Source organism: Leucobacter sp. VD1 (genome assembly GCF_037150695.1).
GTDB lineage: Bacteria > Actinomycetota > Actinomycetes > Actinomycetales > Microbacteriaceae > Leucobacter.
Genome location: NZ_JBBCPO010000001.1, coordinates 477,712 through 498,301, shown reverse-complemented (window position 1 = coordinate 498,301; position 20,590 = coordinate 477,712). Strand labels below are relative to the sequence as shown.

17 protein-coding genes are annotated in these 20,590 nt (G+C 67.3%); 6 read left to right on the top strand and 11 right to left on the bottom strand.

The annotated features are described in order from the left end of the window. The first annotated feature begins 63 nt into the window (after positions 1-63). A complete protein-coding gene (gene hrpA / locus WFL22_RS02405) occupies positions 64-4,110 on the top strand; it encodes an ATP-dependent RNA helicase HrpA (protein WP_336991311.1) in 4,047 nt (1,348 codons plus the stop codon). A 60-nt stretch (positions 4,111-4,170) separates the two neighbouring features. On the opposite strand, the gene WFL22_RS02400 is transcribed toward hrpA, so the two are convergent. Further along, positions 4,171-4,671, bottom strand: a complete 501-nt coding sequence (locus WFL22_RS02400; protein WP_336651316.1) for a general stress protein — start codon at positions 4,669-4,671, stop codon at positions 4,171-4,173. Positions 4,672-4,719: 48 nt separating this feature from the next. Between WFL22_RS02400 and WFL22_RS02395 the strand changes: the two genes are divergently transcribed. Genes WFL22_RS02395 through WFL22_RS02385 form a run of 3 tightly spaced genes read left to right on the top strand, consistent with a single transcriptional unit; the run spans position 4,720 to position 7,704 of the window. Further along, entirely contained in the window at positions 4,720-5,988 is a 1,269-nt protein-coding gene (locus WFL22_RS02395; RefSeq protein ID WP_336651317.1) for a magnesium transporter MgtE N-terminal domain-containing protein, read from the top strand. After that, the gene (locus tag WFL22_RS02390) at positions 5,985-6,569 is read left to right on the top strand and encodes a DUF1003 domain-containing protein (protein WP_336651318.1); all 585 of its coding nucleotides are present in this window, start codon (positions 5,985-5,987) and stop codon (positions 6,567-6,569) included. Before WFL22_RS02395 ends, WFL22_RS02390 begins: the two co-directional genes overlap by 4 nt. Then, positions 6,553-7,704, top strand: a complete 1,152-nt coding sequence (locus tag WFL22_RS02385; RefSeq protein ID WP_336651319.1) for an Mrp/NBP35 family ATP-binding protein — start codon at positions 6,553-6,555, stop codon at positions 7,702-7,704. Before WFL22_RS02390 ends, WFL22_RS02385 begins: the two co-directional genes overlap by 17 nt. A gap of 116 nt (positions 7,705-7,820) precedes the next feature. Here the strand turns inward: WFL22_RS02385 and WFL22_RS02380 are convergent, their stop codons facing one another. Together WFL22_RS02380 and WFL22_RS02375 are read right to left on the bottom strand one after the other, a co-directional pair. Further along, a complete protein-coding gene (locus WFL22_RS02380; protein ID WP_336991309.1) occupies positions 7,821-9,626 on the bottom strand; it encodes a putative bifunctional diguanylate cyclase/phosphodiesterase in 1,806 nt (601 codons plus the stop codon). Next, positions 9,623-10,009 carry a twin-arginine translocase TatA/TatE family subunit gene (locus WFL22_RS02375; RefSeq protein ID WP_336651321.1) on the bottom strand — a complete coding sequence of 129 codons (387 nt, stop codon included), beginning with the start codon at positions 10,007-10,009 and terminating at the stop codon, positions 9,623-9,625. Before WFL22_RS02375 ends, WFL22_RS02380 begins: the two co-directional genes overlap by 4 nt. Before the next feature lie 93 nt (positions 10,010-10,102). Between WFL22_RS02375 and WFL22_RS02370 the strand changes: the two genes are divergently transcribed. Then, positions 10,103-10,735 carry an O-methyltransferase gene (locus WFL22_RS02370; RefSeq protein ID WP_336651322.1) on the top strand — a complete coding sequence of 211 codons (633 nt, stop codon included), beginning with the start codon at positions 10,103-10,105 and terminating at the stop codon, positions 10,733-10,735. Positions 10,736-10,868: 133 nt separating this feature from the next. On the opposite strand, the gene WFL22_RS02365 is transcribed toward WFL22_RS02370, so the two are convergent. Together WFL22_RS02365 and dapE are read right to left on the bottom strand one after the other, a co-directional pair. After that, positions 10,869-11,039 carry a DUF3117 domain-containing protein gene (locus WFL22_RS02365; RefSeq protein ID WP_223044349.1) on the bottom strand — a complete coding sequence of 57 codons (171 nt, stop codon included), beginning with the start codon at positions 11,037-11,039 and terminating at the stop codon, positions 10,869-10,871. A gap of 77 nt (positions 11,040-11,116) precedes the next feature. Beyond that, positions 11,117-12,238 carry a succinyl-diaminopimelate desuccinylase gene (dapE, locus tag WFL22_RS02360; protein ID WP_336991308.1) on the bottom strand — a complete coding sequence of 374 codons (1,122 nt, stop codon included), beginning with the start codon at positions 12,236-12,238 and terminating at the stop codon, positions 11,117-11,119. A 30-nt stretch (positions 12,239-12,268) separates the two neighbouring features. Between dapE and dapD the strand changes: the two genes are divergently transcribed. After that, positions 12,269-13,225: a 2,3,4,5-tetrahydropyridine-2,6-dicarboxylate N-succinyltransferase gene (gene dapD, locus WFL22_RS02355; RefSeq protein WP_336651324.1), complete on the top strand. Its 957-nt coding sequence runs from the start codon at positions 12,269-12,271 to the stop codon at positions 13,223-13,225. A gap of 138 nt (positions 13,226-13,363) precedes the next feature. Here dapD and WFL22_RS02350 read toward each other — a convergent pair whose 3' ends face one another. The 6 genes from WFL22_RS02350 to WFL22_RS02325 form a co-directional block, all read right to left on the bottom strand. Further along, positions 13,364-13,906 (bottom strand): hypothetical protein, encoded by a 543-nt coding sequence (locus WFL22_RS02350; protein ID WP_336651325.1) that lies wholly within the window; start codon positions 13,904-13,906, stop codon positions 13,364-13,366. 301 nt (positions 13,907-14,207) lie between these two features. After that, positions 14,208-15,506, bottom strand: a complete 1,299-nt coding sequence (locus tag WFL22_RS02345) for a citrate synthase (RefSeq protein WP_336651326.1) — start codon at positions 15,504-15,506, stop codon at positions 14,208-14,210. 163 nt (positions 15,507-15,669) lie between these two features. Continuing rightward, a complete protein-coding gene (gene dapC / locus WFL22_RS02340) occupies positions 15,670-16,782 on the bottom strand; it encodes a succinyldiaminopimelate transaminase (protein WP_336651327.1) in 1,113 nt (370 codons plus the stop codon). A gap of 4 nt (positions 16,783-16,786) precedes the next feature. After that, positions 16,787-17,107 carry a ferredoxin gene (gene fdxA, locus WFL22_RS02335; protein ID WP_024356322.1) on the bottom strand — a complete coding sequence of 107 codons (321 nt, stop codon included), beginning with the start codon at positions 17,105-17,107 and terminating at the stop codon, positions 16,787-16,789. A gap of 156 nt (positions 17,108-17,263) precedes the next feature. Then, entirely contained in the window at positions 17,264-19,801 is a 2,538-nt protein-coding gene (locus WFL22_RS02330; RefSeq protein WP_336651328.1) for a glycoside hydrolase family 65 protein, read from the bottom strand. Further along, the gene (locus tag WFL22_RS02325; protein WP_336651329.1) at positions 19,798-20,502 is read right to left on the bottom strand and encodes an HAD family hydrolase; all 705 of its coding nucleotides are present in this window, start codon (positions 20,500-20,502) and stop codon (positions 19,798-19,800) included. The genes WFL22_RS02330 and WFL22_RS02325 overlap by 4 nt, the downstream gene beginning before the upstream one ends. Positions 20,503-20,590: the final 88 nt, after the last annotated feature.

Sequence of the window (20,590 nt, the reverse complement as noted above, 5' to 3'; positions counted from 1 at the left end):
CTACGGGCCGCCTCTGACACTGAGGCGAGCACGCACGCTCCCACACGGGATAATGGTGGGATCATGACGCAGCCCCGCATCGAATTTCCAGCGGATCTCCCCGTCTCGCAGATGCGCGAGGAGATCGAGACGGCGATCCGCGACAATCAAGTGGTCATCGTGGCGGGCGAGACGGGCTCGGGCAAAACCACCCAGCTGCCCAAGATCGCCCTCGCTCTCGGCCGCGAGCGCATCGCCCACACGCAGCCGCGCCGTATCGCCGCCCGCACGATCGCCGAGCGCATCGCTGAAGAGCTGGGCTCCGAACTCGGCGGCCTCGTCGGCTATCAGGTGCGGTTCACCGACAAGGTTTCTGAGGATACGCGGATCCGCCTCATGACCGACGGCATTCTGCTGAACGCGATCCACCGCGATCGCGAGCTGCGCGCCTACGACACGATCATCATCGACGAAGCACACGAGCGGTCGCTGAACATCGACTTCCTGCTCGGCTACCTGCAAACCCTCCTCCCCCGCCGCCCCGACCTGAAGGTGATCATCACCTCGGCCACGATCGACCCAGAATCGTTCGCGAAGCACTTCGCCGACCCGCGAACCAAGCGCCCTGCGCCCATCATCGAAGTGTCAGGCCGCACCTACCCCGTCGAAATCAGGTACCGGCCACTCATCGAAAACATCGAGCGGCCCGATCCCAAGAACGGCCCACCGAAAGTCGTGACAGTCGAACGCGACCTCTTCGACGCCATCGGCGACGCCGTCGAAGAGCTCGGCCGCGAAGATCGCGGCGATGTGCTCGTGTTCCTGAGCGGCGAAGCCGAGATCCGCGACGCCGCCGACGCGCTGCGCGGCCGCCTCGGCGCGAACCGTGCGAACCCCGTCGAGATCCTGCCCCTGTACGGCAGGCTCAGCGCGGCCGAACAGCACCGCGTCTTCGAGCGCCCGAGCGGGGCGCACGCAGCAGCGCGCCGCATCGTGCTCGCCACGAACGTCGCCGAAACCTCGCTCACCGTGCCCGGCATCCGCTACGTCATCGACGCCGGCACCGCACGCATCTCCCGATACTCGGCGCGCAGCAAAGTGCAGCGCCTCCCCATCGAAGCCGTCTCACAGGCGAGCGCCAACCAGCGTTCGGGCCGCTCCGGCCGCACCAGCCCAGGCATCGCGATCCGCCTCTACTCAGAAGAAGACTTCGAGAGCCGGCCCGCCTTCACCGAGCCCGAGATCCGTCGCACCGGCCTCGCCTCAGTGATTCTGCAGATGCTGTCGCTCGACCTCGGCGACATCGCCAAGTTCCCATTTCTCACCCCGCCCGACCAGCGCGGCATCGCCGACGGGCTCGGCCTGCTCACCGAGCTGGGCGCCGTCGAAGCAGCCGGGCGCGGCGGAGCCCGCGAGGCTCGCGGCAGGGGCCGGGCCGGAAAGACTGGCGGATCCGCCACCCACCGCATCACGAAGATCGGCCGCGAGCTGGCCCGTCTGCCCATCGAGCCACGCTTCGCCCGGATGGTCATCGAGGCGCGGCGGCACGAGGTGGTGCCGCAGGTGCTCGCTATCGTGGCGGGCCTCACGATCCAGGACGTGCGCGAACGGCCGCAAGAGCAGCGTGCGCAGGCCGATCAGATGCACGCCCGCTTCGCCGACCCGCAGGGCGACCTCATGACCCTGCTCAACCTCTGGAACTACCTGCAGGAGCAGCAGCGCGAGCTGTCATCGAGCGCGTTCCGGCGGCTGTGCAAGGCCGAATACCTCAACTTTCTGCGCGTGCGCGAGTGGATGGATCTCAACAGGCAGCTCGCGCGCATCGCCGGCGTGAAAGGCGGGGCACCGCGCACCCGATCACAGGCCGCCGGCGCGGCTGAGGGCGCAGCTGACAGCAGCGGCGGATCCGCCTCAGCCTCCGGCGAAGCGATTCACCGCGCGATCCTCGCCGGTCTGCTCTCTCAGCTCGGCGTGCGCGACGACCGGCAGGATCGCAGCGCGCCCGCGCGAGGTCGTGGTGTCGCTGGCGCCGTCAAGCGCAAGCCCGCTCAGGAGTATCTCGGATCGCGCGGCACCCGCTTCGTGCTGTACCCGGGATCAGTGCTCGCCAAGAAGCCGCCAGAGGTGGTGATGAGCGTCGAACTCGTCGAAACCTCCCGGCTCTTCGCTCGCTCGAACGCGGTGGTCGACCCGGCCTGGGCTGAAGAGCTCGCAGGCCCGCTCGCCAAGCGGCAGGTCTCCGAACCGCACTGGGAGAAGAAGCAGGGCGCCGCAGTCGCCTACGAGCGGGTCACCCTCTTCGGCGTGCCCATCGTAGACCGCCGCCGTGTGCAGCTCGCCCGCTTCGACAGGGAGCACGCGCGTGAGCTGTTCATTCGTCACGCCCTCGTCGACGGCGAATGGGATTCGCCGCAGGCCTTCGACCGCGCCAACCGGCAGCTGCGGCGCGAACTGGAACAGCTCGAAGAGCGCACCAGGCGCCGCGACCTCGTGAGCGACGAAGAGGCTGTCTACGATTTCTACGACGCCCGCATTCCCGCCGATATCGTCTCGACCCGCAGCTTCGAAGGGTGGTGGAAGGAGGCGCAGCGCACGCAGCCGAAGCTGCTCACCATGCGCCGTGAAGACCTCATTGAGGGCGAGGCCGCCGACGTCGACGAGAGCGAGTTTCCGCGCCAGTGGCGCCACGGCGACCAGACGCTGCGCTTGAAATACCGCTTCGACCCCACCGCCGACGACGACGGTGTCACCGTGAACGTGCCACTGCCGCTGCTGCCCCGCCTCGAACGCGGCGACTTCGAAAAGCTCGTGCCCGGGCTGCGGCAGGAACTCGTCACCGCACTCATCAAAACCCTGCCGAAGGCGATCCGCAAACACGTGGTGCCCGCCGCCGACTGGGCGCGCAGCCTCCTCGAAACCGTCGAACCGAAACTTGCCGAGGCCGGCGGGGCTACCGGGGCCGGAGATGCGCCGTCGCTGCTGCAGTTGCTCGCCGATGAGATCCGCCGCCGCACCAGCGTGCCAGTATCACCCAGCGACTTCGACCCGTCGCGGCTACCCGCCCACCTCACACCCACTTTCCGCGTGGTCGACGGCCGCGGGCGCACCATCGGCGCAGGCAAAGACCTCGCCGCGCTGCAGGCCGCGCACAAGGATCGCGCAACGCAGGGCGTCGCGAAAGTGGCTGCCGCGGCACTGCCCAAAAGCGACCTCGAACGCCGCGGCTCAACGAGCTGGGACTTCGGCGAACTGCCCCGCCACGTCGACACCGCCTACGCGAAAGGCCGCGGATCGGGCGGCGGCGTGGTGCGCGCCTACCCCGCCATCGTCGACAGGCGCACCGGCGTCGACCTCGTGCTCGTCGCCGACGAAACCGAGCAGGCCCACCTGTCGCGGCGAGGGATCCGCCGACTCATCGCGCTGAGCTCACCCTCCCCCGCCAGCTACATCCGCGACCACCTCTCTAACCAGGAGAAGCTGCTGCTCGGCGCCGGCCCGTACCGCTCACTCGACGCCGCCATCGCCGACGTCTCGCTTGCAGTCGCCGACGGCGCGATCCGCCGCCACGCCCCCGACGGGCTGGTGTGGTCTGAGGCCGTATTCGAGCGAATCGCGAACGACTATGCGCGCTCCCTCATCGACGACATCTACGGCGCGATCGCGCTCACCGCGCGAGTGATCGACGGGGCGCGGCTCGCCCGCAAAGCCATCGACGGCGCCAAGACGATCCAGGTGCTCGGCCAGGTCGCCGATGCGGCAGCGCAGGTGGACCGACTGGTGTGGGCCGCTGGGGGCGCTGGAGGTGCTGCTGCCGGCGACGGTTTCGTGTCGCGCACGGGCCTCACCCAGCTGGCGCGCCTGCCCGTCTACCTCGAAGCCGTGCAGCTGCGCATGCGCGGCCTCACCGAGAACGCGGGGCGCGACCGAGCCTGGCAGAACGAAGTGGATCGCGCGCTCGCACTGTTCGAGCAGGCCGGCGGGTCGATCCCACTGCCGATAACAGCCCCCGAACACCTCGTGCGCGCGCGCTGGCTCATCGAAGAACTGCGAGTGAGCCTCTTCGCGCAGCAACTGCGCACCGCCGAACCGGTCTCCCTGCAGCGCATCCAGAAACTCCTGCGGGAAGCGTAGCGGCGGGCGCGCCCGCGCGCCCGCGCGGCCCGCGGCGGGCGGCGGGCGGTCCGCGGCCCGCTACTGCTGCGCCGACTCCACGAGCAGGCGGCGGGCCTCATGCACGAGCTCGGGCTCGGTGATGAGGTCGTAGCGGGTGGCGACCATCTGCATCACCGAGGAGAAGTCGCGGCGGTTACGGTTCATGGCGTACGACAGCACACCGAAGAGCATGCCGAAACCGGCACCGATGACCACGGCCGAGATGAACACGCCGAAGATGGCAGCGTTGTCCGGCTGGAAGATGAAGAGCAGCAACCCCAGGAAAAGACCCAGGTAGGCACCCGAAAGCGCCCCCATGAGGGCGACGCGCCCGTAGCTGAGCCGACCGGTGACGCGCTCGACACTGCGCACATCATTGCCGACGATGCTGATGCGCTGCACGGGGAAGCTGGCGCGGGCGAGCACGTCGACGGCGTGCTTCGCGTCTTCGTAACGGTCGTAGGTGGAGACGATCTCACCCTGCGGGATCTCGGGCATCAGCGGTGCGCGCGAGGAAGAGAGGGGGCCGGGAGTAGTCATACCGTCTATTCTCTCACTGCAGGCCCCGCCACCACTACGCTAGAGGGTGTGAGTACTATGCGGGTCTTCGTCGGGCGCCTCGCCGGGCGCGGAGTGTTCGATCCTGTGGGCGACAGGATCGGCAAAGTGCGCGACGTGCTCGTGGTGTTCCGCGCCGCGGGCACCCCGCGCGTGGTGGGCTTAATCGTCGAGATTCCCGGTAAGCGGCGCGTGTTCGTGCCGATCGGCAGGGTCACCTCGATTGGTTCCGGCCAGGTCATCACGACGGGTCTCATCAATGTGCGCCGCTTCGAGCAGCGCGGCGGCGAAACGCGCATGATCGCGGAGATCATTGGCCGCGACGTGCAGCTCGCAGCGGATCGCCCTGGCGGCGCCCCACTGTCGGCGCGCATCGAGGATGCAGCGATTGAGCGCACACGCACGGGCGAGTGGGTAGTGTCAGAGGTCTTCCTGCGGCTGCCGAAACCCGCGGCACCCTTCAGTCGCGGCGATTCGCGGATCGTGCGCTGGTCGGATCTGGTGCTGCCGAGTTCGAGTGAGTCGGCGCAGTCAGCAGAGCTGCTCATTCAGACCATGGTCGATCTGAAGCCCGCCGACCTCGCCGAGGCGCTACTCGAGCTGCCGCAGCCTCGCATGCTCGAGGTGATCGGTGAGCTCGCAGACGAGCGGGTTGCCGACGCGCTCGAAGAGATGAGTGAGCAGGATCAGCTGGCGCTGCTCGCACAGTTGCCCCCCGATCGCACCGCAGACGTGCTCGATCGCATGGAGCCCGACGACGCCGCCGACCTCATCTCGGCGCTGCCCACGGCGAAGGGCGAAGAGCTGCTCGACCTGATGGAGCCCGAAGAGGCTGAGGACGTGCGCCGCCTTCTCGAATACGATGCCGACACTGCCGGCGGTCTCATGAGCCCGGCCCCGATCGTGCTCTCCGGTGAGTCGAGCGTCGCCGAGGGCTTGGCGATGATCCGCCGCGCCGAGATCCCGCCCGCGATGGCGTCGGCGGTGTACGTCACTCATCCCCCGTATGAGACGCCCACGGGCGAGTACATCGGCATGGCACATTTCCAGCGCATGCTGCGCTTTCCCCCGCACGAGCGACTGGTGGCACTGATCGACACCGAAATCGAACCGGTGACGGTCGATGCGAGCGCCGCTGAGGTGTCGCGTCGTATCGCGAGCTACGACCTGGTGGCGATCCCCGTGGTTGACGGGCAGCACCGGCTGGTGGGTGTGGTGACCGTTGACGATGTGCTCGATCATCTGCTGCCAGACGACTGGCGTCACGCCGACGATGAGCCGCAGGGTGGACGGCGATGAGCCTGTTCAAGCGAGATCCGGGCCTCGACGCTCCGCTCTCTGCCAGCACGCGCAGCGGCAGGAGCGGGTCGGGCAATGAGCGTTTCGGGCGGTGGACCGAGAGCATCGCCCGCGGTATGGGTACGCCGTGGTTCCTGCTGATTCTCTCGCTGATCTGTGTGGCGTGGTTGGCGTGGAATACCTGGGGCCCTGAGAGCTGGCGTTTCGATTCGGCGGCTCTGGGTTTCACGGCGCTCACGCTGATCCTGTCGTTGCAGGCGTCGTATGCTGCGCCGATGATCCTGCTCGCGCAGAACCGTCAAGACGACCGCGATCGCGTGCAGATGGAGCAGGATCGGCAGCGCGCTGAGCGTAATCTCGCCGACACCGAGTTTCTGGCGCGTGAGGTGGTGGCGCTGCGGATCGCGTTGAAGGATCTGCCCGATCGTGATTTCATCCGTGCGGAGCTGCGCTCGTTGCTTGCCGAGTTGGAGGCTGAACGCGAGGAGGCTTCGGTGCAGAACGATCCTGGTCCCGAGGCACCGCTCCCCCAGCCTGCTGCAGGCGAGACCGCTGAGGATCGCGATGCCGACACCCGCTGAGGCTGCGGTGCTCGCCGCGCTCGATGGGGTGCGGGATCCCGAGATCATGCGGCCCATCACCGAGCTCGGCATGGTGCGCGAGGTGCGGGTTGATGAGGCCGGCCAGGCGACGGTGTCGATTCTGCTCACCATCGCCGGCTGCCCGGCTGCCCGCCGCATCGAGGCCGATACGCTTGCGGCAGCTGAGTCGGCGCCCGGGGTTTCCTCCGCCACTGTCGAGGTGGGCGTGATGTCGCCTGCTGAACGTCGCGCCTTCGTGGAGCGGGTGCGCGGCGACCGCGGCGCACGACCGCAGCAGTTCGGCCCGGACTCGCTGACGCGCGTGATCGCGGTCACGAGCGGCAAGGGCGGGGTGGGCAAGTCGTCGCTCACCGCCGGTCTCGCGGTCGCGCTCGCGCAGGAGGGGCTGTCGGTGGGCCTCGTTGACGCTGACGTGTTCGGCTTCTCGATCCCCGGTATTCTGGGGCTCAGCCGCGACGGGCGCACCGAGCAGCCGACGCGCCTCGACGACATGATTCTGCCGCCGGTGGCGCACGGTGTGAAGACGGTGTCGATCGGTATGTTTTTGGGCGATGCGGATCCGCGCACCACGGCGGTGTCGTGGCGCGGGCCGATGTTGCACCGCACCATCGAACAGTTCTTGCGCGATGTGTGGTTCGGTGATCTCGATGTGCTGCTGCTCGATCTGCCGCCCGGCACCGGAGATATTGCGATCAGCGTGGGCCAGCTGCTGCCGAACGCCGAAGTGCTCGTGGTGACGACGCCGCAGGAGGCCGCCGCCGATGTGGCGGTGCGCAGCGCGCTGGTGGCGCGCCAAACGGGGCAGCGCGTCATCGGCGTCGTCGAGAACATGGCTGGACTGGTGCAGCCTGACGGCAGCGTTGTTGAGATTTTCGGCAGCGGCGGCGGGCGTTTGGTGGCGGATCGGCTCAGCGACGACGAGCACGGCCAGGTGCCGCTGCTCGGCAGTGTGCCCCTGAGCCCAGCATTTCGTGAGGGCGGCGACCGTGGCGAACCTGCGGTGCTGTCAATGCCCGGCGACCCCGCGGCGGCGGCAGTGATCCGTGTGGCGCGCACCATCGCGGCACAGGGCCGCGGGCTCGCAGGCAGGTCGCTCGGGATCGCTCCGCGCTGAGCGGATCAGCGCCGTGCGCGGCGCGATCCGCCCCCCATGATCGGCAGCGAGCTACACGCATCCGTTCGCAACAGCGATCCGCCTCACCGCGCACAGGAAATCGGCAACTCTGCGTATCACCGCACCGTGAGGGTCTCGTCAACGGGGCGCGGCCGCGCGAACAGGAAGCCCTGGAAGGCGTCTACGCCGAGATCGCGCAGCTTCTGAAACTGTGCCTCCGTTTCGACGCCTTCGGCGACGACCTGCAACTCGAAGGTGCGCCCCAACTGCACAATGGTGCGGGCGATAGCCGCCGACTGCTCATCGTCGCCAACCGATGACACGAACGACCTATCGATCTTGATCTGTTGCACGGGCAGGTGGCGCAGGTAACTCAGCGAGGAGTAGCCGGTGCCGAAATCGTCGAGCGAGGAAAGCACGCCCTCCGCCCGCAGCAAGGACAGCAGCCTGATGGTGCGGTCGAGATCGGTGTGCAGCACGCTCTCGGTCAGCTCAAGCTTCAGGCTGCCGGGGGTGATGCAGTGACGGGTGATGATGTCTCGCACGCGCTCGGCGAAGTCTTCGACGCGCAGCTGCCGCTCGCTCAGGTTCACTGAGAAGGTGAGGTGCTTGCGTTCGGGGTCGCTCTTCCAGGCGGCGAGCACGCGACAGGCCTCTTCGAGCACCCACTCGCCGATCTCGACGATGATGCCGGTCTGCTCGGCGAGCGGGATGAAATCTCCGGGCGGCACGAGCCCCCGCTCAGGGCTGAGCCAACGGATCAAGCCCTCCTCGCCGATCACACGACGGTCACGATCGACAATCGGCTGCGCGAAAAGACGCAGCTCGCGCTGCTCGATGCCACGTCGCAACTGAGAAACAAGATGCACCCGCTGCTGCGCCTCATCGAGCATGCTCTGACGGAAGTGCCGCAGGCGCCGCTGCCCGCCGGCGCGGCGAGCCCGCTTCCTGGCGATGTCAGCGCATTTGATCACCTCGTGGGGGTCAGCAGTCTCGATGTAGCCGTCGGCACTTGCCGCGTCGCCGTTCTCTTCGGCCTGGCGGTGCTGCCGCACCCCCGGCGCGGCCCAGAGCACATAGCCGACACTCGCAGAAGCATCGACAACCACTCCCGAGCCGAGATCGACAGGGCCGCTGAGCAGCGCAAGCACCCGGTGCACCACCTCCGCAGCCTGCTGCTCGGCAAGGTAGTGATCATTGCCGATACGGGGCAGCAGAATGCCGAAGGTGTTCGAGCCGATCCTGGCGACGCTCAGCCCCTCACCGGCCAGACCGGTGAGCTTCTGCGCTGCATCGAGCAGCAGGCGGTCCCCCACCTCGTAGCCGAAGGCGTCGTTGACGACAGAGAGGTCGTCAACGCTTGCCGCGATAAAACCACTGAACTCGCACCCCGGTTTCCGCAGCATCACACCATCGATCACTCTCAGCATCGATGCCCGGTTCGACAGCCCCGTCGCCCGGTCCCAATAAGCGAGCCTATTCGCCTGCTCCTCGGCAAGATGGCGCTGCGTCTCCTCGGTGCGGATCGCAACATAGCGCTGCGGCCGACCGTCGTCATCGAGCAGCGGAATGATGGTGGTGTCGACCCAGTACTCACTGCCATCTTTCGCGCGATTGCAGATCTCGTTCTTCCAGACTTCGCCGCGTCCGATGACGCGCCACATCTCTTTGAAGAACTCACGCGGATGGCGACCGGAGTTGATGATGCTGTGGGTGCGACCGATCAGCTCATCCCTCGAATACTTCGATATCTCGCAGAAGCGGTCATTGACATGCAAGATGATGCCTCGCCGATCGGTGACCGCGACGATTGAGAAGTTATTGAGGGCTGCGATGATCTCGCTGAACTCGCTATCCGAAGCGCTGAACTGCTCTCGCAGCTCGGTGCCGGCAGCTTTCGGGGCGGCGCCCGATGCGCTCACGTGGCCTCCTCGTCATAGTGGAGCCCCCCTGGTGGTGCATCTGCTGCGGCATCAGCGGTTCCCGAGACCGCCCGCCGGTTCTGGGCCGCCTCAGCAACCCGCGTACGGCGCGCAGCAGCACGCGCCTCACGTTCATCTTCAACGAGCGCGTCACGGATGATGCGACGCGGATCGTACTGCCTCGGGTCGAGCTGTTTCCAGTCGACCTCATCGAACTCCGGCCCCATTTCGTCGCGCAGACGCTCCTTGGCGCCGTCGGCCATGCGCTTTGCCCCGCGCACGAACTCTCCGAGCTTCTTGGCATAGACCGGCAACCGGTCGGGACCCAGCACAAACAAGGCGATCACCATGATCACCAGAATTTTGTCTATCGTGAGCCCCATCGAGAACTATCGTACCTCTCGGAAGCTCCGGGCGAGGTAGCGATACGCTAGAACACATCGGCGCGAGGATGCCGCAGCACACCGGAGGAGAACGTGAGCAAACTCGAACGCAACTGGCAGTATGCCGAGCAATACCCCGGCGAGACCGATGCGATCGTGCGCGCACGCCGCCTCTCGCTCGAACTCGGCATCGAGCCCGTCAGCCGATCCACCGCCGCACATCTCTCTGCGCTGACCGCACTCACCCGCGCTCACGCCATCTGCGAGGTCGGCACCGGCGTGGGGGTGAGCGGGCTCGCACTACTGCGCTACACCGCAGACGCTACCCTCACCTCGATCGAAATCGAGCCGGAGCACCTGCGCGAAGCGCGCACCGTGTTCGCAGAGGCAGGAGTGCCCTCCTCGCGACTGCGCCTGATCGAGGGCGATGCCCGACACGTCATGCCCCGTCTGAACCTCGGCGCTTATGACCTGGTGCTGCTCGATGCCGAGCCACAGGCGCTGCTCGAACACTTCGAACACGCCCTCGGCATCGTACGGCCCGGCGGCTGCATCGTAGTGCCGGGAGTTTTCGCCCACGGCCGCGTGCCCGACCCGGCGGCCCGCGACGAGGCAACTGTCGCCTGCCGCGACCTGCTCGCCCTCGTTGCCGAGTCGCCCGCCATCGCACCGATGCTCTCCCCCGCTGGCGACGGCGTGCTCACGCTCGTACGTCTCGACGGCTGACGGCGCGGTATTCGGCGTTTCACACCTGTGACGTCATCGCGAGGCCGCGTCGGCGCAGCTGCGGTAGACAGCGAAGAGCCCCGGGAATCCTAAGATTCCCGGGGCTCTTGCTCTAGCTTCTGCGCCTCAGTGTCTAGCCGTCGAGCACTGCCGACAGCACGTCGCGCAGCTCAGTGGCTTCCTGATCGTTGACCGACACCACGAGACGGCCGCCGCCTTCAAGCGGCACGCGCACGACGATCAGCCGACTCTCACGAACCGCCTCCATGGGTCCGTCCCCAGTCCTCGGTTTCATTGCAGCCATGACGCCTCCTCGAAAGTTATGGTTGATGTCCAGTTTATCGGGCCACCCCAGACAAGGGCCAACCCGCGGACGTTGGATTACGCTTCTGCGGTCTGCAACCAGGCGCGCAGCGCCCGCTCGGTGAACTCGATCTGACTCACCGGCACCCGCTCGTCGTCGGCGTGCGCGAGCAGCGCGTCGCCGGGGCCGAAGTTGACGGCGGGGATGCCGAGGGCCGAGAAGCGGGCCACATCGGTCCACCCGAACTTCGCTGTGGGCTCGACGCCGACGGCAGCGACGAAGCGCTGCGCGAGCGGCGCGTCGAGGCCGGGCCTGGCGCCGGGCGCAAGGTCGACGATCTCAACCTCGTCTGCATCGGCGAAGAAGTCGCGCACCAGCTGCGCGGCCTCTTCGGTGGAGCGGCTGGGGGCGAAGCGGTAGTTCACCTCGAAGCTGCAGCGATCGGGGATCACGTTGCCGGCAACGCCGCCCTCGATGCGCACCGCGTTGAGACCTTCGCGGTATTCGAGGCCGTCGACGACGATGCGCTCGGCCTCGAACCGCGCGAGCTTGTCGAGCAGAGCACCGGACCGCTGAATCGCGTTCACGCCCATCCAGCTGCGCGCGGAGTGGGCGCGCTTGCCGTGCGTCGTGACCCGTGCGCGGAGTGTGCCGTTGCAGCCGCCCTCGATGGTGCCGTTGGAGGGCTCGCCGAGGATCGCGAAGTCGGCGTCGAAGAGCTGGGGGTGGTTGCGCATGGCTCGCCCAAGGCCGCTCAGCTCCGACGCGACCTCCTCGTGGTCGTACCAGATCCAGGTGAGGTCGACGGCGGGCTCGGTGAGCTCGACGGCGAGGGCGAGCTGCACGGCGACGCCGGCTTTCATGTCGACGGTGCCGCGGCCCCAGATCATCGTCTCCCCCGTCGCGGGGTCGGTCTCGTCGCGCACGGGCAGGTTGTTGTTGATGGGCACCGTGTCGAGGTGGCCGGCGATTGCGACACGACGCTCGCGGCCCAGCTCGGTGCGCGCAACGATGGTGTCCCCGTCTCGGGTGATCTGCAGATGGGGGGCGCGCTCGCGCAGCATGTTCTCGATGGCATCGGCGATGAGCCGTTCGTCGCCCGATACCGAGGGGATATCGCACAGCTGGCGGGTGAGTTCGACGGCGCCGAGGGCCGGGTCGAGGCGGGCAGCGGAGGCGGGGAGCGGATCGGCATTCACCCGACCCAGCCTAACGGTAGCCTAGATCTCATGACTGACTCCCGCTTTGCATGGTCCGCCGGTATCGCCACCACCGCTGCCGACGGCACGGTTCTTGACGCTTGGTTCCCTTCGCCCACGCTGGGCAAGCGGCCGGCGGATCGCGATCGTTGGATCGCCCCCGCCGAGCTGGAGGAGCTCGCGGGCTCCGATGAGCTGCGCGGTGTGGACCTGCGCCCCGTGAACGTGGAGATCGATCTTGATGCGGCCCCGGCCTTCACGGAGGATGCCTACCTGCGTCTGCACCTGCTCTCCCACTGCCTCGTGCGCCCCAACAGCATCAACCTCGACGGCATCTTCGGCAAGCTGCCGAACGTGGCGTGGACCACTGCCGGCCCGATGCTGCCCGAGGTCTACGCCGCCCGCCTGCCGCAGCTGAAGCGCGCGGGCATCACCGCTGTGGGGCTCGACAAGTTCCCCCGCCTCACCGACTACGTGGTGCCTGAGGGTGTGCGCATTGCCGATGCGTCGCGGGTGCGCCTCGGCGCGCACCTCGCCCCTGGCACCACCGTGATGCACGAGGGCTTCGTGAATTTCAACGCGGGCACGCTGGGTGCGTCGATGGTTGAGGGGCGCATCTCGCAGGGCGTGGTCGTGGGCGACGGTTCCGATATCGGGGGCGGTGCTTCGATCATGGGCACGCTCTCGGGCGGCGGCACTCAGCGGATCACGATCGGCGAGCGGGCGCTGCTTGGCGCGAACTCGGGCATCGGCATCTCACTGGGCGATGACAGCGTTGTCGAGGCGGGTCTGTATGTGACGGCCGGCACCAAGGTGATGCTGCCCAAGGGTACGGCGCAGTCGGGCGGCGAGCCTGTCGAGGTGAAGGCCGTTGAGCTGTCGGGGCTGCCGCAGCTGCTGTTCCGCCGCAACTCGCGCAGCGGCGGTGTCGAGGCGCTGCCGCGCGAGGGCGCCGGCATCGAACTCAATTCCGAGCTGCACGCGTAGCTCGCCGCGCCCGGCGGCCCACTGACCCGTCGTGCGCCCGTCGAGTCGGCCTCCCCGTATCGAGTCGGCCCAGAATTCGCGTGAATCCTGGGCCGACTCGATACACAGGGGCCGACTCGATTCGCAGAGGGCGGGATGCTACTCGGCGGGGGTTTCTTCGGCGGGGGCCTCGGTGGGAATCTCTTCGGCGGGGGTTCCGGCCTGGGTCTGGGCGAGCTCTGCGGCGTTGAGCACGAGCGGGCCCGCGTTGACGATCACGTCGGCAGCGGGGCGGTAGATCACGGCGAGTTCGGCCTCGGGGAAGATCAGCACCTTGTCTCCCTTCTTCGTCTTCGCGAAGAAGGCCTGCGAGGCGAGCGACTTCGCGTCTTCGACGGTGGCGATGGTGGCCTCTTCGTCGGGCAGCAGCATGAGCTTTCCCGCGCGCTGCACGACCTGCTTCGCGCTCTCCGACTGCGCGGCCTCTGCGGCTGCGGGGTCGCGCAGCTGCTGCAGCTGCGCGAACTGCACGGCGACGAGCGTGCCGAGACCGAGCACCAGCACCACGCCCAGCGAGATGAGCACGAGCATCGGGCGCTGCATGCCGCTCCGAGTCGCCCCGTTCCGCGCCGATGATCCCTTCGAGCCAGGCTTCTTCCAGCCGCGGCGCTCACTGGCGCGGAATCCCTCGCTGTCACTCATATTCGCAATTCTCCTCAACTTCCAATCAGTCTGCTGAGATCGTATCGTGTCGCGAAGTGGGGTGCGGATCCACACCTCAGACAGCTCGTCGCCTCAGCGCACACTCGAACACCGCCCCTCACCGAGGTCACCCGTGTGGTCGTTATGCGCACCGACTAACAGCCATACGAGTGACCTCGATGTACCGGCGCGGCGCACGACCCGGGCAAGCCAGGCAAGCCGGCATCAAGTCAGGCATACGTAGGAGGCTCCCCGCCGAGCTCTGCGAGCTCGGCGGGGAGCCTCCTACGTGATCAGCCGATCAGCGACCCAGGTGGCGCTCCGGCGCACCCGTGTACAGCTGCTGAGGGCGGCCGATCTTGGTCTGTACGTCGTCGCGGGCCTCGCGCCACTGGGCGATCCAGCCGGGCAGACGACCGATAGCGAACAGCACCGTGAACATGCGCGTGGGGAAGCCCATCGCCTTGTAGATCACGCCGGTGTAGAAGTCGACGTTCGGGTAGAGCTTGCGCTCCTTGAAGTAGTCGTCTTCGAGCGCGATCTGCTCAAGCTCCTGCGCAAGGCCGAGCAGCGGATCGTTGACGCCCAGCTCTTCGAGCACGCGGCTGGCGCTCTCCTTCACAATGCGGGCCCGCGGATCGTAGTTCTTGTAGACGCGGTGCCCGAAGCCCATCAGCTTGACGCCGTCTTCCTTGCGCTTAACCTTCTCCACGAAGGTTTCGACGCTTTGCCCGGAGTCGCGGATCTGGGCGAGCATATCGAGCACGGCCTCGTTCGCGCCGCCATGCAGCGGGCCCGAGAGCGCGTTGATGCCCGCCGAAACCGACGAGAACATGTTGGCGCCGGTCGAACCGACAAGGCGCACCGTCGAAGTCGAAGCGTTCTGCTCGTGATCGGCGTGCAGAATGAGCAGCTTGTCGAGCGCGTCGACCAGCACCGGGTTCATCTCGTAGTCTTCGGCCTTGTTGCCAAAGTTGAGACGCAGGAAGTTCTCGACGAAGCCGAGCGAGTTCTTGGGGTACAGGAACGCCTGACCGATCGACTTCTTGTGCGCGTACGCCGCGAGCACGGGCAGCTTCGCGAGCAGACGGATGGTGTTAACCTCGACGAACTCGGGCACCGTGGTGTCAAGCGAGCTCTCGTAGTAGGTCGACATGGTCTGCAGACCACCGGAGAGCACCGCCATCGGGTGCGCCGTGTGCGGCACGCCCTCGAAGTAGTAACGCATGTCTTCGTGCAGCAGCGTGTGACGGCGGATCTCGTCATCGAAGGCCGCGAGCTCGTCGGAGCTGGGGAGCTCACCGTAAATGAGCAGGTAGGCAACCTCGAGGAAGGTCGAGTTGCGGGCGAGCTCCTCGATCGGATAGCCGCGGTAGCGCAGCACGCCTTCTTCGCCGTCGATATAAGTGATGCCCGACTTCGTGGAGGCGGTGTTCACGAAGCCGTAGTCGAGGGCCGTGTAGCCCGTCTGCTTGGTGAGCGTGCTGAGATCGATGGCCGAGTGCCCGGCGACCGAATCGAGGATCGGGAATTCTGCCTGCCCGCCAGGGAAGGTGAGCTTGGCGGTGGCCGGGTCCTGCTGCTGAGTCGAATCGGTCACGTCGTCTCCTCGTGAGGTCTCATACGGAAAGGCATCGGGTAGACGCCTTCGTTCTTATCACCCTATCGGCTCCGTGGGAGCGAACGTGCACACCGTCGCTTCGCTGTGCCGCCACCTAGAATATCTTGACGTCGAACAAAATGCGATTCGACGGCGCGCCCGGTCAGACCCCCGAAGCCGCCTCGCGGATGCGCTGCGCCGCCGCCGCGATGGCCTCGTCGCTCGCGGTGAGGGCGAGTCGCACATGGCGGGCCGAATGAGCACCGTAAAAGTGCCCCGGCCCCACCACGATGCCGAGTGCGGCGAACTCCGCCACCGCTTCCCAGGCGTCGGCATCGCGGGTAACCCACAGGTACAGCCCCGCTTCGCTCCCCTCGACCCGGTACCCCGCTGCCTCGAGCGCGGGCCGCAGCACCTCGCGTCGCGCGCGGTAGCGCTCGCGCTGCTCTGCGACATGCGTTTCGTCTGCGAGCGCGGCCACCATCGCGGCCTGCACCGGTGCCGGCGTCATCAGCCCGGCATGTTTGCGTACGGTCAGCAGGCGGTCGATGAGTTCAGGATCGCCGGCCACGAATGCGGCACGGTAACCCGCAAGATTCGACTGCTTGCTGAGCGAGTACGCTGCGAGCACACCGTGGTGGTCATCGCCCACGACGCGCGGATCGAGGATCGAGGGGATCCGCTCCGCATCCCACGGCGACTCCCAACCGAACTCGGCGTAGCACTCGTCGCCGACGATCACAGCGCCAAGTTCGCGCGCCCGCGCCACGGCAGCCCGCAGCGCGTCAACGTCGAGCACGCGCCCATCGGGATTCGAGGGCGAGTTGACCCAGACCAGGCGGGTGTGTTCCGGCCACTCGGCAGGGTTGTCGGCGGCGATCGCCTCAGCGCCCACGAGCGCCGCCCCCATCGCGTAACTCGGATAGGCGATCCGGGGGAACACCACGGCTTCCTCAGGGCCCAATCCCAAGAGGAATGGCATCAGGGCGACGAGTTCTTTTGACCCCACCGTGGGCAGCACCGCGGCAGGCTCGACTGCCACACCGCGACGCTGCGCGAACCACTCAGCGATCGCCTCGCGCAGCCCGGCAGTGCCGGCGGTAGCCGGGTAGCCATGCGCGTCAGTGGCTGCGGCGAGCGCGTCGCGCACGCTCTGCGGTGCCGGATCGACGGGCGATCCCACCGAGAGGTTCAGCGCTCCGCCCGGGTGGCCGGCCGCCTGCTCGGCGTAGGGCGCCATCGCGTCCCAGGGGTATTCGGGAAGCGGGCCGCGCATGCGACTACTCGCCCTGCGGCGGCAGCGCCGCGATGATCGGGTGATCGAAGTCGTAGACACCGACCTTCGCCGCCCCGCCGGGCGAGCCGATCTCGTCGAAGAACTCGACGTTGGCCTTGTAGTAGTCGGCCCACTCCTCGGGGAGGTCATCTTCGTAGTAGATGGCCTCGACGGGGCAGACCGGCTCGCACGCACCGCAGTCGACGCACTCGTCGGGGTGAATGTAGAGCGAACGTTCGCCCTCGTAGATGCAGTCGACCGGGCACTCATCGACGCAGGCACGATCCTTCACGTCGACGCACGGAAGAGCGATCACATAGGTCACGATGCCCCTACCTTTCGTTGCACTCCATCAGGCCGCGGCGCTCGCCACGGCGGTCGAACGGCGATGGATCACCATTCGCCTCAGCCGACCGTCTTCACTCGGCTCGTAACGCACCTATCCTATCCCCCGCCGGGTCGCCGCCCTGGCCTGCCGCGCTCAGAGATCGAAGGAGTCGCGTGTGGGAATCTCAGTGGTGACGGTGGGCAGATCGGGGTACAGCGGCGGCAGCACACCGGTGTCGCCCTCGCGCGGCAGCATGCCGGCCGAAAGCCCACGGAACGGGCCGAGATCGGGGCCCTGGTTAGCAAGGGCCACCTCCTGGCGCACGCCGGGTGCGATCTCGACGCGCTCACCGCGCACGGTCACCGCAACGGGCTCCTCACCCTCGATCATGTCGAAAGCGATGCGATCCTGTCGCAGCTCGACCGCGATCCGGCACCCGCGCCACACCAGTTTGAACCGCAACGCATCCCAGTGCACCGGTAGCCGCGGATCGAAGGCGAGCTGCCGCCCTGCGGAGTCGCGCATCCCTGCGAAGCCCTGCACGAGCGTCATCCAGACGCCGCCGGTGGAGGCGATATGCACCCCGTCTGCAGAGTTGCGGTGCAGATCATCGAGGTCGACGCGCAGCGCGTGCTCGAAGTAGCGGTAGGCCAGCTCGGGGTAGCCCACCTCTGCTGCGATGATCGACTGCACCACCGCCGAAAGCGTCGAATCCCCCGTGGTGAGCGCGTCGTAGTACTCGAAATCGCGCAGCTTCTCAGCTCGGGTGAACTCGTCGCCCGCGAGCAGCAGGGCCAGCACCACATCGGCCTGCTTGAGCACCTGGAAGCGGTAGATCACGAGCGGGTGGAAGTGCAGCAGCAGCGGCTTCTGCTCGGGCGGCGTCGCCGCGAGATCCCACACCTCGCGGTCAAGGAAGTGGGCGTCCTGCGGGTGGATGCCCATCTCATCCGAGTAGGGCACGCACATCGCGTCGGCCGCATCCTCCCACGCCTCCACCTCTTCGGGGGTGAGGTGCAGTCGGTCGACCAGGCCGGCGTAGACCTCCGGCGCCTCCTGTTCGAGACGGCGCACCATCTGCGCAGCGACACGCAGATTGAAGCGCGCCATAACGTTGGTGAAGAGGTTGTCGTTCACCACTGTCGTGTACTCGTCGGGCCCGGTCACCCCGTGAATGTGAAAGCGTCGCACCCCGTCGCGATCCGTGCGCCAGAACCCGAGGCTGCGCCACAGCCGCGCCGTCTCGACTGGAATGTCACATGCGCCCGACAGCAGATACTCAAAGTCACCCGTTGCGAAGACGTACCGCGCCAGCGCATAGGTGATGTCGGCGTTGATGTGATAGGCCGCGGTGCCCGCGGCGTAGTAGGCGCTCGCCTCCTCGCCGTTGATCGTGCGCCACGGGAACAGCGCACCGTCCTCATTCAGCGTGACCGCGCGGCGTCGCGCCTGATCGAGCATCCGCTCCCGCGAACGCAGCGCGTTGCGCGCCCACAGCGGCGTGGTGTAGCTCAAGAACGGCAGCACGTAGATCTCAGAATCCCAGAAGTAGTGGCCGCTGTACCCCGAGCCTGTCAGCCCCTTCGCGGGGATCCCGCGCCCGTCGGCGCGCGCCGCAGCCTGAGCAAGCTGGAACAGATTCCAGCGGATCGCCTGCTGCACACCCGGCTCCCCCTCGACCTGCACGTCGCTGCGATCCCAAAACGCGTCAAGGAACTCACGCTGACGCTGCCACCGCAGCTCAGCGGGTTCCGTGGCGACCTTCGCGAGCGTGTGCACGCAGCGGTCGAGCAGTTCCTCCGGGCCCGCCGTCGCCGAGGAGTGGTAGGCCGCCGTCTTCACGAGCCGCACCGTGCGCCCCTGCCTGGCGGTGCCCTGGAACAGGTGCCGCACCCGATCCGATGAGGTCTCGACGCGGGTCTGCCACTCGCTCGCGTCGCCCCCGTCGAAGTCGTGGTCGACCCCCACTCCCATCGTCATGCCCGAATCGTGCACCCGGTAGCTCAGCACGCTGCGGCCGCCCTCGTGACGGGCGGGGCCGGGGTCGAGGATCCGTTCCTCCGTCAGCTGCTCGCTCTTGCGGGGATCCGCGATGCCCGTGGCCTCCTTCTCGGCACGCACGCGCCGCAGATCCTGCCGGTTGATGATGAGGCTGGAGATGGTGAGATCCGCGTCGGCATCGAGCACCGTGACGCGCATCTCGATCGTCGCGAGGTGCCGTGACGCGAACGACACCATGCGCCGCGTCTCCACACGCACCCGCTTGCCCGTGGGGGTCAGCCACAGCAGCGTGCGGGTGAGGGTGCCCGCGCGCAGATCGAGCACGCGCTGCACATCGAGAATCTCTGACGATTCGAGGTTGAGCCGCTCATCATCAACATAGATGCGGATCGTCTTCACATCGGGCGCGTTCACGATTGTCTGCCCGTGCTCGGCAAAACCGTAGGCGTTTTCGGCGTGGCGGATCCGCCACGTCTCATGCAGACCGTTGATGAAGGTGCCGTGACTGCCGAGCGGCAGCCCCTCCTCATGATTGCCGCGCAGACCCAGATAGCCATTCGCCAGCGAGAACAGGGTCTCATCCTCAGCCGCGAGCGAACCATCGATGCCGCGCACCACCAGCCGCCACGGATCCTCGCCGAAATCGCGGTGCAGATCCTCAACGGGAATGTCGAAGAGTTCAGGGGTCATCGCACCAGCTCCTCAAGATCGGCAACCACGAGATCTGCACCCGCCTCAGTAAGCATCGCTGCACCAGCGCCGCGATCCACCCCCACCACTAGGCCGAAGCGTCCCGCGCGCGCCGCAGCGACACCCGAGGCGGCATCCTCGAACACGGCAGTGCGCTCCGGGTCGGCACCCAGCAGCTCAGCACCCCACAGGAAGGTGTCTGGCGCGGGCTTCCCCGGCAACCCTTCACGCTCGGCAACAACCCCGTCGACCACGGCTTCGAAACGATCCCGCAGCCCCGCTGCACGCAGCACCGCCTCCGCATTGCGCGAGCTCGACACCACCGCAAGCGGGCGACCCAGCCCGGCCAGCCTGTCGAGCAGCCGCAGCGACCCGGGGTACGGGGCAATGCCGTCACGCTGCAGCACCTCGGTGAACACCCGATTCTTGCGGTTGCCCACTCCGATCACGCTGCCGAAGCCGTCATCTCCGGGCTCACCCTCGGGCAGCACGATGCCGCGCGCCCGCAACAGGGCCGCCACCCCCTCGAAGCGGGGCCGGCCGTCGAGCGATTCGTAGTAGTCGCTCTCGCGGTACGGCGCCTGCCCCAGTGCCGAGAACAAGCTGTTGAAGGTTTCGGCCCAGGCCCGCATGTGCAGTTCGACTGTCGGCGTGATGACCCCGTCAAGGTCAAACAGATAGGCGTCGTATCGGTCGATCAAGCGAATTGCCCTCCCGGAAACTACTTCTGCGACCCCGCCAGCAGCGCCTGTACGAAGTATCGCTGGAATGCGAAAAACACTACCAGTC